14 protein-coding genes are annotated in these 15,421 nt (G+C 41.2%); 5 read left to right on the top strand and 9 right to left on the bottom strand.

Annotated elements, in window-relative coordinates:
* Positions 1-12: 12 nt before the first annotated feature.
* The 6 genes from ACKTT2_RS22815 to plsX all read right to left on the bottom strand — a co-directional run bounded on the left by ACKTT2_RS22815 (position 13) and on the right by plsX (position 5,686).
* Positions 13-315 carry a DUF2288 domain-containing protein gene (locus ACKTT2_RS22815; protein ID WP_407890736.1) on the bottom strand — a complete coding sequence of 101 codons (303 nt, stop codon included), beginning with the start codon at positions 313-315 and terminating at the stop codon, positions 13-15.
* A gap of 4 nt (positions 316-319) precedes the next feature.
* Positions 320-1,357, bottom strand: coding sequence for an AI-2E family transporter (locus tag ACKTT2_RS22810; protein WP_407890734.1), 1,038 nt, complete (start codon positions 1,355-1,357; stop codon positions 320-322).
* A gap of 88 nt (positions 1,358-1,445) precedes the next feature.
* Positions 1,446-2,084, bottom strand: coding sequence for a lysophospholipid acyltransferase family protein (locus tag ACKTT2_RS22805; RefSeq protein WP_407890732.1), 639 nt, complete (start codon positions 2,082-2,084; stop codon positions 1,446-1,448).
* A 450-nt stretch (positions 2,085-2,534) separates the two neighbouring features.
* Positions 2,535-3,413 carry an ACP S-malonyltransferase gene (fabD, locus tag ACKTT2_RS22800; protein ID WP_407890730.1) on the bottom strand — a complete coding sequence of 293 codons (879 nt, stop codon included), beginning with the start codon at positions 3,411-3,413 and terminating at the stop codon, positions 2,535-2,537.
* Positions 3,414-3,533: 120 nt separating this feature from the next.
* Positions 3,534-4,526, bottom strand: a complete 993-nt coding sequence (locus ACKTT2_RS22795) for a beta-ketoacyl-ACP synthase 3 (RefSeq protein ID WP_407890728.1) — start codon at positions 4,524-4,526, stop codon at positions 3,534-3,536.
* Positions 4,527-4,660: 134 nt separating this feature from the next.
* Positions 4,661-5,686, bottom strand: coding sequence for a phosphate acyltransferase PlsX (gene plsX, locus ACKTT2_RS22790; RefSeq protein WP_407890726.1), 1,026 nt, complete (start codon positions 5,684-5,686; stop codon positions 4,661-4,663).
* 707 nt (positions 5,687-6,393) lie between these two features.
* On the opposite strand from plsX, the gene ACKTT2_RS22785 reads away from it, so the two are divergent.
* Complete coding sequence (locus ACKTT2_RS22785; protein ID WP_407890724.1) at positions 6,394-7,734, top strand: D-alanyl-D-alanine carboxypeptidase; 1,341 nt, start codon at positions 6,394-6,396, stop codon at positions 7,732-7,734.
* Between the two features lie 43 nt (positions 7,735-7,777).
* Here ACKTT2_RS22785 and lptC read toward each other — a convergent pair whose 3' ends face one another.
* The 3 genes from lptC to metG all read right to left on the bottom strand — a co-directional run bounded on the left by lptC (position 7,778) and on the right by metG (position 11,388).
* On the bottom strand, positions 7,778-9,016 hold the full coding sequence (lptC, locus tag ACKTT2_RS22780; protein ID WP_407890723.1) for an LPS export ABC transporter periplasmic protein LptC: 1,239 nt from the start codon (positions 9,014-9,016) through the stop codon (positions 7,778-7,780).
* Complete coding sequence (locus ACKTT2_RS22775) at positions 9,016-9,651, bottom strand: LabA-like NYN domain-containing protein (protein ID WP_407890839.1); 636 nt, start codon at positions 9,649-9,651, stop codon at positions 9,016-9,018. The genes lptC and ACKTT2_RS22775 overlap by 1 nt, the downstream gene beginning before the upstream one ends.
* A gap of 135 nt (positions 9,652-9,786) precedes the next feature.
* Positions 9,787-11,388 (bottom strand): methionine--tRNA ligase, encoded by a 1,602-nt coding sequence (metG, locus tag ACKTT2_RS22770; RefSeq protein ID WP_407890721.1) that lies wholly within the window; start codon positions 11,386-11,388, stop codon positions 9,787-9,789.
* A gap of 396 nt (positions 11,389-11,784) precedes the next feature.
* Here metG and ACKTT2_RS22765 point away from each other — a divergent pair, with 396 nt between their 5' ends.
* From ACKTT2_RS22765 to ACKTT2_RS22750, 4 genes are all read left to right on the top strand, one after another.
* Positions 11,785-12,504, top strand: a complete 720-nt coding sequence (locus tag ACKTT2_RS22765) for a lysophospholipid acyltransferase family protein (RefSeq protein WP_407890720.1) — start codon at positions 11,785-11,787, stop codon at positions 12,502-12,504.
* A gap of 55 nt (positions 12,505-12,559) precedes the next feature.
* Positions 12,560-13,372, top strand: coding sequence for an alpha/beta fold hydrolase (locus ACKTT2_RS22760; protein ID WP_407890719.1), 813 nt, complete (start codon positions 12,560-12,562; stop codon positions 13,370-13,372).
* Between the two features lie 273 nt (positions 13,373-13,645).
* Positions 13,646-13,876: an antitoxin gene (locus tag ACKTT2_RS22755; protein ID WP_407890718.1), complete on the top strand. Its 231-nt coding sequence runs from the start codon at positions 13,646-13,648 to the stop codon at positions 13,874-13,876.
* Positions 13,877-13,973: 97 nt separating this feature from the next.
* Positions 13,974-15,179, top strand: coding sequence for a hypothetical protein (locus ACKTT2_RS22750; RefSeq protein ID WP_407890717.1), 1,206 nt, complete (start codon positions 13,974-13,976; stop codon positions 15,177-15,179).
* Positions 15,180-15,421: the final 242 nt, after the last annotated feature.

Raw genomic sequence — 15,421 nt, 5'->3', positions numbered from 1 at the left:
TTATACCAAAATCTATGCTGCTATCTTTTCTTGTACTAGTACAAATGGTTGTACGATTAGAGTATTAAATCGCTTTTCTTGTTGCATATTCCATTCTCCTACCTGGGCTATAGAGGGTTTGGCAATTAATGCTTCATCAATCCAGACTTGTACTTCTGAAACGCGATCGCTAGCGATGGCGACTCCTACATCTATTAAGTCCAATCCTTCTGTAACTACAATCACAGCATCGCGTTGTACGTGAGGAATTAGCCACGACCACTCGGCTTCATCCAAATTTTCTAATAACTCTGCTCTTAAATCTCGTTCGGTCATTTGACTAAACCTCAGACTTCATTTCATCGATTTCAAATAAAGAAACTATAACACCAGCGATAGGAATAGAAATAAAAATTCCTAACAATCCAGCGACTTTAGCACCTACAAGTAAAGCAAAAAACACCACAACAGGGTTTAAATTGAGTGCTCCTTGCATAATTCTAGGCGAAATTAGGTTATCTTGTATTTGTTGAAGAACAATACAAGCAACTAGTACTTTAATAGCTAGCCAAACACTCTGAGATAATACAATGAGTGTAATAACGCTAACTCCTAATGTAGCTCCTATACCGGGTATGATATCAAGCAATCCAACTACCACTGATAGTATTAATGCAAAAGGTACATTAAGTATTAAAAATACAAGAAAAGTAGAACATGTCAGAAATAATGTTAAGATTAACTGACCTCTAAAAAAACCTAAAAAGTTGCGTTTTATGATGCGGGTGAATCTATCTCTCCTTCTTTGTGGTACTCCTTTTATGATAAATTGCCAAAGTTTTTCTCCATCGAGCAGCATAAAAAAGGCAACAACAGCAATTAAGATAAAAGTTACAAAGTTAGTAATAAAGCTTTGAAAAATATTTAAACTTGTCACAAGCATAGAGATAGCTTGATTTCGCAATTGCTCTTCTATAACAGTTAAATCAATTTGTAAATTTCGATTGCGAAGGAAATCTTCTAGCCGATCTACTAAGGGTATTAAAGAGTTTAAAAATGCAGTGACGCTATTGATTAATTGCTGTCCTTGGGATAATACAGTTAAACCAACTGTAATCGTTAAAGCACTGAGAACTACAATACTTAGTAGGAAAACGAAAACAACTGCTATGCTATGAGGTAAAAAATGCCTTAGCCATTGTACGGGATAGCTGAGTAAAAAAGCTAGAATAGCAGCAAATGAGAAAATAACGATGACTGATTCAAAGTAACCTAGAAGTAGTACGATCGCCCAACCGGATGCTACTAAAAGCAAAAAACGAACCAGCGCCAGATTGTTCAGGCGGTGCCAAAAATCGTTGGCATCAAAACCGCTCATATATTATGTTTGAAAAACTTTATAAAATCTCCTATTAGACTGACATAGCCAAAGCAACAATTGCCACTTCCTTTAAGCATATTTCCAATTAACGCCCCAAATCGTGAAGGGCATTAATGGCTGTTGCACACTGTTTCGTAACAGCTTCTAATTCTTCTTTATCGGTTGAACTAGGAGCATTAATTAACTCGCCAATTCTTACGGTGACTGGAACCGAACGGGGAGTTGCCGATCCCTTTTGCTCAATTGCTTGAGTTCCCCACAAACACACAGGAAGAAGAGGCGCGTTTGCCTTAGCAGCAATCAGTGCAGCACCTCGTTTCGGATCTGTTATGCGTCCATCAGGGGTACGAGTGCCTTGTAGAAAAACGCCAACAGCCCACCCCTCATTCAAATATTTTAGGGCAGCGCGAATTGCAGTGCGATCGGCACTACCCCGACTGACGGGATAAGCCCCATACAACTCAATAGCTTGTTTTAAAATTGGGATTTTAAAAAGTTCTTCTTTTGCCATGTATGCTACGGGACGGCGCACGCTGCTAGAAACAAGTGGCGGATCGTAGTTACTGGCATGATTGCTAACTACCACAAGCGGTCCAGCTTTAGGAACATTTTTAGCACCATAAATCTGCCCTCGAAAGTAGACTTGTAGCATTGGACTGACTACTGACCACTTAAAGGCGTAGTAAAGTAACAGACTGGCAAATGGTTCGCGGTTTTTACCCACAGGCGATCGCTTTTAGTAGACTGATATATTAGCATATAGCAATCCTAAATCATTCGCGAACAGTTATACCAATTCTCCAAATGATTGCTACACACGATCCCCCTAAATCCCCCTTAAAAAGGGGGACTTTAAGTACTTTCTCCCTTAAAAAGGGGGACTTTAAGTACTTTCCCCCCTTAAAAAGGGGGACTTTAAGTACTTTCTCCCTTAAAAAGGGGAACTTTAAGTACTTTCCCCCCTTAAAAAGGGGAACTTTAAGTACTTTCCCCCCTTTTTAAGGGGGGCTAGGGGGGATCTCAATCTGTTGCTTTAATATAGAGAATTGGTATTAGATCCAATGACCTCCCTAGGAAAATAAAAATAATTGTAGGTTGGGTTGAACAAAGTGAAACCCAACACCAAACATGAAAATAACTTTTTTCCCAATCCCCAATCCCTAGTCCCCATTTTCTACCTAGATAGCTCAGCAACAGAGCGAACATTTTCCAAGATTAAACCAGAGCAAGTTCGTTTAATCAAACCAGTTAGAACGTTACCAGGTCCAATTTCCACAACGCGCTCAATTCCATTTTCAGGCAATGCCAATGCGATTTCTCTCCACCGCACTCCGCCTGTCATTTGTTGTCTTAAACGTTGTTTTAAAACATCCGCCTCAATTGATGGAACTGGCTCTACATTTGATAGGACTGGTACTTTTGCTTGTTGAAATTCTACAGAATCAAGCATTTGTTCAAACTCAGCTGCAACTTCTGCCATCAAAGGTGAATGAAACGCACCTGAAACATTGAGAGGAATGGCGCGTTTTGCTTTAACTTGAGACAAGACTGCCTCAACAGCTTCTGGAGTTCCAGAAATAACAACTTGTGTGGCGCTATTGTCATTTGCTAGAACCGCATCAGGATTTTCATCGATCGCTTTTTCCAGTTTTTCTCGGTCAAAATTTATTAATGCTGCCATCATCCCACATTCCGCACCATCCATAAGTTCTGCCCGATGTTTCACTAGGTGCAGCCCAGCCGACCAATCAAAGACACCCGCTACATAAAGAGCAATATATTCTCCCAAACTGTGTCCGGTAACTAAATCCGGGCTATATTTTTCTTGCAAAATATCAGCAAATATGCTTTCTACCACATACAAACAAGGTTGAGTGTAGAGAGTGCGAAATAACTTTTCCTCATTTGTTTGGCAAATTTCAATAACAGACCAACCCAAGATACTTTCAGCTTGGGCAAACTTCTCTTTTACAAACGGTAAATTCAGTAAATCCATTCCCATGCCCAAGGCTTGCGAACCTTGTCCGGGAAATACCCACGCAGTTTTTGTCATTTAGTCATTAGTTAGTTGTTAGTTGTTAGTGGTTTGTGGTTAGCTGTACTTACCACCCTACTATGTAAATAAAAAGCATAACAGCTTACTAGTCACTAACGACTAACTACTAACTAATATTTACCGGTTCCATCGAAAGATGGCGGCACCCCAAGTCAGACCTGCTCCAAAACCAGAGGCAGCTATAATGTCACCGGGTTTGATTTTACCTTGTCGTACTGCTTCATCCAAAGCCAGAGGGATAGAAGCAGCAGAAGTATTACCGTAATTAGCAAGATTGCTAAGAACTTTGTCTACTGGAATGTTCAAGCGATTGGCAACAGCGTCTAGAATACGTTGGTTGGCTTGATGCAGCAAAAGCCAATCTATTTCGTCAACACCAAGGGAGGCGCGAAATAAAGCTTTATCAATCACTTCTGGTACTTTTTGTACGGCAAAGCGATAGACTTCTTTGCCGTTCATTGAGATCGGCATAAAGCTTCCTTTCCCAACACCGATCCCCTGAGTTAGGTCTAAATGACTTGCTTTGTAACTAAGGTTCAGGCAATTATTCTGAGTTCCATCGCTTCTGAGTTCAAACCCCAGCAAGCCATCTGTTTCATTGGCTTGCATGACGATTGCCCCAGCACCATCGCCAAACAATACACACGTACCACGATCTTGCCAATCTACCCAACGAGAGAGAACATCTGCCCCTATCAACAGAACGTTTTGATAAACTCCGGTTCTGATATATTGGGCAGCAGTGACAAGTCCGAACACGAAGCCGGAACACGCTGCTGTTAGATCGAAAGCGACTGCTCTGGTAGCACCCAAAGCAGCTTGAATTCTACAAGCAGTGCCAAACAAGTCATCGGGGGTAGAAGTTGCCAGCAGAATTAAATCTAAATCTTGTGGATTGATTTGAGCCATTGCGATCGCCTGACGGCTAGCAGCGACTGCTAAATCAGTCAAAGATTCATTGGGATTCGCCAAACGACGTTGCCGAATTCCCGTTCTTGTAGTAATCCATTCATCTGATGTTTCAACCAGTTCAGTTAGTGCCTGGTTATCCAGGAAAGCAGCTGGCACTGCCGAACCACTTCCTGTTATTGCTATTCCTAAATTTTGCACTCCGGCATCTCCTTAAACAGTGACTAGTCATTCGTCCTTTGTTATTAGTCATTAGTCACTTAGTCATTCGTCCTTTGTGTAACTCCTGACAAATGACCATTGACAATTGACAAATGACAAATAACAAATGACATTTAGCCACTTTCTTGCTGAACGCTTTGATACTGGGATTGAATTCTTTGTATTACTTGGTTGTTAACAGCTTCTTTTGCCATGCGAATAGCATTAAAAATCGAAGGTGCTTGGGAACTACCGTGACTAATAATACAAATTCCTCCTACTCCCAAAAGTAAAGCACCCCCATGTTCGGCATGATCGACTCTCTGTTTAATCCGTCTGAGATTTGGTTTTAAAATAGCTGTTCCAATTTGACCGCGCACTCCTTGGGGTAATTCTTCCCGCATAATCTGCAGCATAATTTCCCCAACGGCTTCGGCAAACTTTAGCAACACGTTACCCACAAACCCGTCACAGACAATTACGTCAAAATGACCGGACAGAACATCGCGTCCTTCGGCATTACCAATAAAAGTAATTCCCGCTTTTTCCTTCAATAGTTGATGGGCGCGTACAGCAGCGTCGTTGCCTTTGCAGTCTTCTTCACCGATATTTAATAAACCTACTTTAGGTTCTGGGGTTCCTAAAACATACTGACTGTATATAGACCCCATCACCGCAAACTGTTCTAAGAATTTTGGACGGCAATCCACATTTGCGCCCACATCAAGGACTAGTACTGGCTTGCCTGCTACCATTGTGGGAAAAACCGCACCAATTGCTGGACGGTCAATTCCCGGTAGTCGTCCCAAGCGTAGTAAAGCTGCTGCCATTGCTGCTCCGGAGTGTCCGGCAGAAACGACGGCATCTGCTTGCTGTTTTTTCACCAAATCCATCGCCACATTGATGGAAGCCTTCGGCTTGCGCCGAATAGCGCTTAAAGGCTCCTCATCCATCGCGATCGCTTCAGAGGCACTCACGATTTCTACGTGCGCCAGATTGGTCTTTGGCGGTAGTTTGCTTTGAATTTGTTGGGGATCGCCCACCAACAGTACTTCTACACCTAATTCTTCTCGTGCTCGCAAAGCGCCAGCGACGATTTCATCAGGTGCATGATCCCCTCCCATTGCGTCAATTGCGATCCGCACGCCAGTCGATCCCATTGCTCAGAGCTTCTAGAAACCTTACAAATTTTACCAAACAAGCCCAACATAACACGAATTGTTACTACGGGATTGGGGATTGGCGACTGGGGACTGGGGACTGGGGATTGGGCCTTGGGCATTGCTAAGGGACTTCCAAATAAAAAAATAACCAACTTTCTCTTGTGGTACGGGCTTCTAGCCCGTCATTCACAAAGAATGGGCTAGAAGCCCGTACCACAAGATGGATAATTTATTTCTTGGACATCCCTAAAAACAATTCAATTCTTATTTTTTCCTAGCTATTCTCATAGCCTAATCGCCAATCGCCAGCCCATTCCCAATCGCTAATCTAATCGCCAATCGCCAAATCCAAAAATTGCCTGATTGAGAAGTAGGCTATGGGAAGATATCAGATAGATAAAATCGAGTCAATAGCTCAAGTGTGTAGATTCACGCGGGCAGCTTTTTAAAGAGTAGAGTAGGGTGGGATGAAGTATGAAGTATAGAATTATTCATCCTTCATCCTTTTTCATTAAAAAGTATCATGTGGGAACCCTAAGATCGGAAAATACAAATCATAGGGTTTTGCTTCCTACAAAAACTTTGTTATCTAACTCACTTTCGTTATGAGACATCAACAGTTATTATGACTCAGGACATGAGCCAGAGCAAGCAAACAGTAAATTTACGTAATGTAAAGTAGCATATAAAAGAAAGGATAACGGATGCTGGAATTATTTAGTTCAGGGTTAATTTCCATTTGGCTAGAGATGGCAGGTGTACAGGTTAAACCTACAGATGTATTGGATATACTAGCTTGGCAAAGCAGCCCTGGCTTAGTTCTTGCTCCCGATCCAAATCCATCTGGTAGTGCGATCGTGCAGCAGTACCTTAAAGGACTACAAACATTAAAACTCGTTACAACACCGGAGCAAGCACAAAATCAGGGGATTTGGCTTCAGTCAGGACCTATCTTGATGGCTAACCATCAAGGTACAACACCTCTAAGCGCTGCTTCTTTAACTAAAATCGCCACTTCATTAGCTGCACTAACGACTCTCGGTCCAAACCATCAATTTCAAACTTTGGTCAGTACCACAGGCTCATTACAAAATGGTGTCTTACAAGGCGACTTGATAATCACAGGCGGAGGAGATCCGTTATTTGTTTGGGAAGAAGCGATCGCACTAGGCAACAGTCTCAACCAAATGGGTATCAAGCGTGTTACAGGAAATTTGATAATTGATGGCAATTTTGTCATGAATTTTCAGCGTAACCCAGAGCTTGCAGGTCAAATGCTCAGACAGGCAATCAATTCTGCCACTTGGTCTCGTGCTGTGTCCTTCCAACATTCACTTATGGCTAAAGGGACTCCCAAACCTCAAGTGACTATAGCCGGACAGGTAAAATTACTAGCACAAAATGTGCCATTTTTCAAAATTCCTCAACAAACCTTATTATTGCGTCATCGTTCGCTACCATTGAGGCAAATCATCAAGGAAATGAACGTTTTCAGCAATAATGAAATGGCAGAAATGTTAGCTGAAGCCGTTGGGGGAGCGCATATCGTACAAGCAAAAGCCGCAAGACTAGCAAGGGTTCCTCAGTCAGAAATTCAATTAATTAACGGTTCTGGACTTGGACAAGAAAACCGCATTTCTCCCAGAGCCGTTTGTGCGATGTTAATGGCAATTCAAAAAGAAGCTTTTGCTCACCAACTGACTATAGCCGATCTCTTTCCGATGGCGGGGTTTGACAATCGTGGAACAACGCACTCCAGACATCTTCCAATAGCCACTGTCATGAAAACAGGTACTTTGCGAGATGTCAGTGCTTTAGCAGGAGTTGTACCGACACGCGATCGCGGTTTAGTTTGGTTTGCCATTATCAATCGCGGTTATACCGTACCAGCTTTTCGAGCCGGACAAGATCAATTGTTACAAACTCTTGTCAAGCAATTACAAGTTGCTCCAGCTATTCCTGCTAGTTTAACACCCCACACAGCTATCAGAGCGTTACCCCAATTTGGTGCAGCCAATCGTAATGAGATGGTTTATGGTGGATAGTCAATGATGACCGGTGACCGATAACTGATAACTGGTCAGGTGGTCACTGATTCCTCAACTCTTTTGGAATAATTTCTGTCACCACTTTATCGCTTGAATTGCCACCTTTCACTTCAATTGTTTCTGCTTGAATGTTACCAGTAGCCTGTTGACCCTTGAAAGCTAAAGGGGGATCGATTTGTCGGTAAACGACATTACCCTGTCCTTCAACTAATTTCTTATCAAGATACCAAGTGAGATTGTTGGATTTTAGAGATTGACGGCGTTCCCCTACAGCATAAACATCTCCTGCTAGGTAAACTGTTTTCTCTTGTATCTTCATCTCTCCTCTGTTAGCCGTAACTCTAACATTTTCTTCTCGATGAAAGACTTGTACGGGAGCGTTTGCGTTAATAATTTCCGTATTCAAGTTCCATGTCATCTCGTTACTCGCAACTTGTACGGGTGGATCTAGAAGTTCTATCTGAGCATTTTTCTTAACAGTAGCAATTTTGGTTTTTAAATTAACTTCAGCAGAATCGCCTCTTCCACGATCGCTCACTTGGTTGTTTTTATAGCGATTGATTTGCATAGGACGATCGCCTATCAGTTTTTCCTCTTTAATTTTCCAAATTAAATGCTCGGTTCGCATTTGCATAACTGGATCGACTGATTGTGCTATGACTCCGCCAGAAAAATCTACGCGCTGTTCGCGAGTTTTCACTCGCGCTTCCCGTGCTACTGCTTGCAGTTGCTTGTGATTTCCATTGATGTTGTTACGAACAATCAGCAAATCTTCTTTGGGTCGCCACTCTAATTCGTTGCCTTGCAACACCACACCGTTACGAGGATCTGTGGCAACAATTTTTCCTTTTAGAAAGAGTTGCTTGCCATCTTGTTCGATATCCGCTTGCTGTGCTTGTATTTGGTATACTACTTTACCGTCTTGATACAGTTCCCCATAAGGGTTTTCTGCTTCACCAATTTGTTTATCTTTTGTATATTTTGCTTGTTTAGCATTCACTTTCCAAATGGGTCTTCCCAGTTCATCTGCCTGTAATAGGGAAACGCCAATAAAAGTTAAGTTACTGTCTTTAGCATTTGCTTTTGATGGAGGATTTTGGATTGGAGGTTTATTGACCACGTTAGATTGTCCTCCTCCACAGGCAACTAAGCTCATGGTTATAAACCATAGGAGGAAGAGAAAGATGGGGGAACTTGAGGTCTTCTTTAAGGATAAGGCAGGGGGAAGTCGGTGTCCCCTCTGGGGATAAGAGGGAACTCGGTTGTCTTTTTGATTCATTATTGCTCTTGAATTTCCAAGTGAGTGTCACTCTCTCTAGGTTCTTCCAAAAAACCCATACTTGCTGATAGTGGTCGGTAAGGATAACTTTGACGGGGTGTTTTTTGGATATCTTCTTTGACTGCTTCTAGATCGATATAGCGATCGCTTACATTAATTAAGCTATCACTCGTCATCGAGCGCAAGCTCACGACTTCAACTCGCACACCACGGTAGCTAACAGAATTCACTGCATATGCCAGATCCCCGTCTCCACTGACCAGCACTGCTGTGTCATATGAATCTACTAAAGCCATCATATCCACAGCTATTTCTACATCTAAGTTAGCTTTTTTCGAGCCATCTGGTAGCTGTACTAAATCTTTAGCAATCACTCTATAACCGTTACGTCGCATCCACAGTAAAAAACCTTGTTGCTTTTCATTCGTTCGGTCTACTCCAGTGTAAAAAAAAGCACGTAAAAGTCTAGATCCTCCTGTTAGCCTACTGAGAAGTTTTGTGTAATCTATTTCTATTCCCAGTTGTAGTGCAGCATAAAATAAATTTGAGCCATCTATAAATATAGCTACACGACCCCGATTTTCCAAAACTTGTTCCGGTGTAAATATTGAGTCGCTTTCCAGATTATTCAACATCATTGTCATACCTCTTTTTTATTGAATGTAATAATTGATACCTATTTTCCAAATATCGAGATAGAGTGGTTTATGATAATTTTTCAGGACTAATAAATTTAGTCCCGATAAATCAGAAAAAGAAACTTGAAACAACTAATCGTTTTTAGGTAATTCTATGCGCTTAAAGATTGGTTTTGGTTCGCCCAGCTTTTGTTGGGCTGAGAGTACACCCCATGTTCCATGAATTGAAAAAGGAGCAGCTATTGAAGTTTTTATTTGTTCGTTAAAATTTATTCCAAATCCCAGTTGCTGGTATATATCGCTACTAATATTTGGAATAATGGGAGATAGAAGATAGGCAGCTAGTCTCACTGATTCAAGAACTGCATAAAGCACTTGTTCTACTGCTTGTTGCTGCCCTTGTTTATATAACGACCAAGGTGCTTGTTCATCAATAAACTTATTGCTAGCTTGTACTAGCAGAAGTACAGATTCGCAAGCTCGATTGAAAGCGAGTGCTTCATAAGCGTTGCGGACTTGTTCTCCAAGATGCAAACCGATGGATTTCAAAGTACGATCCGACGATATATTATCATTCGCTACTGGCGGAAGATTTCCGGCACAGTACTTTTTCACCATATTCAAAGTACGGTTTAACAAATTACCTAAATCATTTGCTAAATCTGCATTTAGAATATTAATGAACCTACTTTCATTAAAGTCGCCATCTTTGCCGAATTCAATTTCCTTAAGAAAGTAATAACGAACTGCATCGCTACCATAACGCTCGACTAGGGCGATTGGATCGAGAGTATTTCCCAAAGATTTGCCCATTTTCTGACCGTCTTTAGTCAAAAAACCATGCCCAAAGACTTTTTCTGGTAGAGGCAAACCCCCTGACATGAGCATTGCAGGCCAGTACACAGCATGAAAGCGGAGAATATCTTTACCAATCAGGTGTAAGTTGATTGGCCACCATTTGGCTGTTGCATTCTCCAAAGTTGGTTCGTCTTCAGGTTCGAGTAGTGCAGTTACGTAACCCAGTAAGGCATCAAACCAGACATACAGTGTATGATTGGGATCGGATGGTACTGGAAAACCCCAGTCTACGTTGATACGTGAAATCGAAAAGTCCTGCAAACCACCCTCGACAAAATTTAGAACTTCATTTCTTCGGCTTTCTGGTTGAATAAAATCTGGTCGGGATTCGTAAAGTGCTTGTAGTTGAGTTTGATATTTGGATAACCGGAAAAAATAGTTTTGCTCGTCCCGCCACTCTACCTCTTTGTTAGTATGGATGGGACACCGATGACCCTCTAATAATTCTCGCTCTTCTTTAAATTCTTCACAAGATACACAGTACCAACCTTTTTGTTGTCCCTGGTAAATGTCACCTGCACTCCATACTCGCTGGAAAAACTCTTTGACAATAAGTTCGTGGCGAGGAGAGGTTGTCCGAATAAAGCGATCGTACTGAATATCGAGCAATTTCCACAAAGAGACAAAACCGAGGGACATTTCATCAGAAAAGTCTTGAGGTGGAAGCCCTTTACTTTCTGCTGTCCTCTGAATTTTTTGTCCGTGTTCGTCTGTACCCGTAATCAGTAAAGCACGACGCCCTAGCAGTCTCTGAAATCTTACCACTGCATCTGCTGCCATGGTTGTGTAAGCACTGCCAATGTGAGGTAAATCATTTACATAGTACAGTGGTGTTGTCAGTGCAAACGTCTTTTCTGTTTTATTTACTTGATTCATGCAGAGTAAAAACGAGTTGTTAAAAATATGTTTTGTTTTCTATCTTACTTCTTTAGACAAAACCACGTAATTATATTACATAACTTCTGTATTTTCAAGTCAGGTTTAGAAGGGATTGGGGACTGGGGACTGAGGACTGGGGACTAGGAAATTAATTCTCAATCGCCAATCGCCAATCCCTAATCCCTAAATTAATTTCTCCAAAAAAAAGAGAATCTTTACTAAGAATTTGTGGAAAATTTGTATGAAATTTTAGAGTGCTAAATAGACAAACTCCTATCTTCATAGGGATTTTCCTTAGTTTGTATTAATCTGACATTTCTACCTTAAGGCAGTCGTTGGTCTTAGTTAAGAAATGTAAAAATTGGTCTGAGATAAGCTGCAAAAAGTAAAAAGATGAAGAGCCCCCTAGAGATTTCTCGTTGGTTACTGGCGGCACTATCAACTAAAATATTTCGCTACTATGAGGATCGCATTCCTCAAGACGCCAGTGTGTTAGTAGTGAGCAATCACCGCAGCTTTATGGATGCGCCAGTTTTGATGGCAGCCCTATCAAGCCCAATTCGTTTTGCCTGTCATCACTATATGGGACAAGTCCCAATCATGCGGGAGATTGTGACGGGACAATTAGGGTGCTTTCCACTAGAAGCTAATCTGCATCGTCAGCAAAGCTTTTTTCACCAGGCACAAATTCTGCTACAGTCAAAGCAATTGGTGGGAGTGTTTCCTGAAGGTACGGAGCCAATGGTGAAATTTACCCAACCTAGTAGTATGGGAGAATTTCAGAGAGGTTTTGCTCATTTGGCGTTGCGATCGCAAGTACCGGATTTAGCAGTTTTGCCAATTGCCATAGCTTCCCTTGAAGAAGTTAACACATCTGCCGTACCCCTGAGATTATTAAGTTTGTTCGATCCATCAGAACCTTTATTCAATCAATCGGGTTGGCATCCGTTAGTGACATATCGTCGAGTTGCGGTCCTAATCGGAGAGCCTTATTGGATTAAGTCGCATCAAAAAGAAAAATACCAAGGCAAACAGGCAAAAACTGTAGTGACAGAATTAACACAACACTGTCATTCAGAAATCTCTCAGCTGCTGCGTGAAGGTTCTTATTAGAATCTAGTGACCAGTGACCACCTGACCAGTGACCAGTGACCAGCGAGCGAGACCAATGATTAGCCCTAAAGTAGAACTCAAGCCTTGCTTTTTAACTCCTAAACGGCTACAGCCAGAATTGCCGTTATTTGTTTACTTACCAGGTATGGACGGAACTGGTCAGCTTTTGCGATCGCAAACCGCAGGATTAGAAGCAGGGTTTGATGTCCGATGTTTGGCAATACCAAGAGACGATTTGACAAGTTGGGATGTTCTTGCTCATAACGTCTTAGATTTAATTCATGCTGAACTGGAAAAAAGTGCTTGTCGAGAAGTGTACTTGTGTGGCGAATCCTTTGGAGGTTGTTTAGCACAGAAAGTGGCTATCAAAGCACCCAAATTGTTTAAGCGAATCGTTCTCATTAACTCCGCAAGTGCCTTTCATCTACGTCCGTTTTTAGGTTGGTTATCTCAACTAACACCCTTAGTACCATCATGCTTGTACGATATTGGTGGATTGGGCTTGTTACCATTCTTAGCTAATTTGCCAAGGATTTCACGCAGCGATCGACACGAACTCGTCAAAAGTATACGATACGTACCGCCACAAACAGTTCTTTGGAGAATTTCCCTACTAAGAGAGTTTCACGTTGATGACGCACAACTAAGCAGCCTCACCCAGCCTGTCTTAGTCATCGCTGGTTCTCAAGATCGACTTTTGCCTTCCCTAGAAGAAGCAAAACGTTTAACAAGTATTTTACCCAATGCCAAAATGTTAGTACTATCTAACTGCGGACACGCCTGCTTATTGGAAGCAGATATTAATCTCTATGAAATTATGAAAGAGCAAGATTTTTTAGATCCTAGCGTTCCAATGGTTGAAGCATAAAAGCGATCCCATTTGAGATTTTGGATTTTAGATTACAACAGTTTTACAAAAGCTTTATTTCATTTAATTAAAGATGCATCGCACTCTTTCGTTAAGGGATTTCTAAGAAATAAATTATCCATCTTCTTGTGGGACGGGCGTCCTCGCCCGTCTTAGACTAGTGTCGGGCGGGACGCCCGCACCACAAAAGACAGTTGGTTATTTTTTTATTTGGAAGTCTGTAAATCAGAATAATATGATTCATAATAGAGATAAAAATAAAGAAAGTTAAAAATGGAAACTATTAAATTATTGATAAGCGGGGACAATCAATACGTAATTTTATCTCAAGAATTTCAAATTAAGGGGACTGAAGTTTATGTGAAAAAAGTAGGAAATACTATAGTTTTGTTGCCCAAGGAAAATCTATGGAAAATTTTGTTTGATAGTTTAAACTTATTCTCTGATGACTTCATGGAAAATCGAGAGCAACCCATGTTAGAGAATAGAGAGTCATTTGAATGAAGTTTTTATTAGACTTTTCTCCTTCTAGGAAGAAGCCAAAAGTCCCCTATATTTGCTACAACCATCAATAATCGCCAGAACCGGGAAGTAGCGAAAAATGGTAGACAAAAAACAACAAAGCAATTCTTCTAATCTCCCTACTAACGATAAAGAAGATAAACCATCTTTACTAGAATCCGTTGCGGAAACACTAGGCTATGCCGTGGGTACTGCTGTAGGAGTAGGTGCAGCAGCAGGTAGTATTGCTGTAGAAGCAGGCAAAGCAGTTGCAGAAACAGCTACCGAAGTGGGAGAAGCCGCAGCAAAACAAACACACAATTTGATAGAGCAAGCCACCCATACAGCAGGAGAATTCGCTAATTATCTTGGTGAAAACTGGCTGATTAGAAAACTATCAGGAGTTTTAAATTTAAATTGGCTAGTTGGTGCTTCTGACAACGTTAATTTGGAAAAAGCAGCAGCAGCAGTTAAAAAATTACAGCTAGAACACCCTAATGACTCGCCTAGCCAAATCTCTCACCGTATCATGGTTGAGAAAGCAGCAATGGCAGGGGGAATTGGATTGGCAACTAGTATTTTGCCAGGAGTTGCGGTGGCACTTTTAGCAATTGATTTGGCAGCTACTACAGAGTTACAATCGGAAATGGTTTACCAAATTGCTGCTGCTTACGGTTTAGATTTGAAAGACCCCGCTCGTAAGGGTGAAGTGCTAGCAATTTTTGGTTTGGCTTTAGGTGGTGGTCGTCTGTTAAAGGCAGCAGGTTTGGGTTTGCTGAAAAATATTCCTTTTGCTGGTGCAGTTATTGGTGCTAGTTCTAATGCAACAATGATTTATTCACTGGGATATGCAGCTTGCCGATTTTATGAAGCAAAAATAGATATATCGAAGTCTTTGTCTTCTGAGGAAACTCTAGCAGAATTAAAGCAAGAAAGCGAAAATTATTTAGAAAAAGCGATCGCACAAGAAGCTGTCATGGATCAAATCTTAGTTCACATGATTCTTGCTCGCTATCCAGAGAAAACTTGGGAAGAAATTTTGCCGGAATTGCAAGCTTTGAATTTGAGTTCTAACTCATTAGAAACTATTGCTCAAAATATCAAATCTCCTCAATCTTTAGAGAGTCTTCTCAATCAACTTAATAAAGATTTTGCCATACCTGTTTTAGCTCAATGTTACAGAATTGCTCACAGTCAAAATGAGATAACACCTACAGAACAAAATATCATTGATACAATTACTAGTAAATTTAACATCGATGTTAATAGTATTAAGTCATTGGTTGACAGTCATATCGGTAAGTAGCAACGGTGTACACACAAATTAGGTTTACCTCTTTTAGAAAGCTAAGGCGTATATACAAATTAATACCCCCCTTAGAAAGGCGACGGTGTATATACAAATTCATACCCCCCTTAGTCCCCCCTTAGAAAGGCGACGGTGTATATACAAATTCATACCCCCCTTAGTCCCCCCTTAGAAAGGCGACGGTGTATATACAAATTCATACCCCCCTTAATCCCCCCTTGGAAAGGCGACGGTGTATA

This window comes from Scytonema hankhaensis NUACC26 (assembly GCF_045865695.1).
Classification (GTDB): domain Bacteria; phylum Cyanobacteriota; class Cyanobacteriia; order Cyanobacteriales; family Nostocaceae; genus Scytonema.
Note: the sequence above shows the minus strand (reverse complement) of the source record. Positions and strands in the feature narration are given on the sequence as shown.

Coding starts and splice junctions, on each gene's coding strand:
- ACKTT2_RS22775 (WP_407890839.1), bottom strand. CDS start 9,651: ATGTTGAATAATCTGGAAAGCGACTCAATATTTACACCGGAACAAGTT.
- ACKTT2_RS22750 (WP_407890717.1), top strand. CDS start 13,974: ATGGTAGACAAAAAACAACAAAGCAATTCTTCTAATCTCCCTACTAAC.
- fabD (WP_407890730.1), bottom strand. CDS start 3,413: ATGACAAAAACTGCGTGGGTATTTCCCGGACAAGGTTCGCAAGCCTTG.
- plsX (WP_407890726.1), bottom strand. CDS start 5,686: ATGGGATCGACTGGCGTGCGGATCGCAATTGACGCAATGGGAGGGGAT.
- ACKTT2_RS22765 (WP_407890720.1), top strand. CDS start 11,785: ATGAAGAGCCCCCTAGAGATTTCTCGTTGGTTACTGGCGGCACTATCA.
- lptC (WP_407890723.1), bottom strand. CDS start 9,016: ATGAATCAAAAAGACAACCGAGTTCCCTCTTATCCCCAGAGGGGACAC.
- metG (WP_407890721.1), bottom strand. CDS start 11,388: ATGAATCAAGTAAATAAAACAGAAAAGACGTTTGCACTGACAACACCA.
- ACKTT2_RS22815 (WP_407890736.1), bottom strand. CDS start 315: ATGACCGAACGAGATTTAAGAGCAGAGTTATTAGAAAATTTGGATGAA.
- ACKTT2_RS22810 (WP_407890734.1), bottom strand. CDS start 1,357: ATGAGCGGTTTTGATGCCAACGATTTTTGGCACCGCCTGAACAATCTG.
- ACKTT2_RS22760 (WP_407890719.1), top strand. CDS start 12,560: ATGATTAGCCCTAAAGTAGAACTCAAGCCTTGCTTTTTAACTCCTAAA.
- ACKTT2_RS22785 (WP_407890724.1), top strand. CDS start 6,394: ATGCTGGAATTATTTAGTTCAGGGTTAATTTCCATTTGGCTAGAGATG.
- ACKTT2_RS22755 (WP_407890718.1), top strand. CDS start 13,646: ATGGAAACTATTAAATTATTGATAAGCGGGGACAATCAATACGTAATT.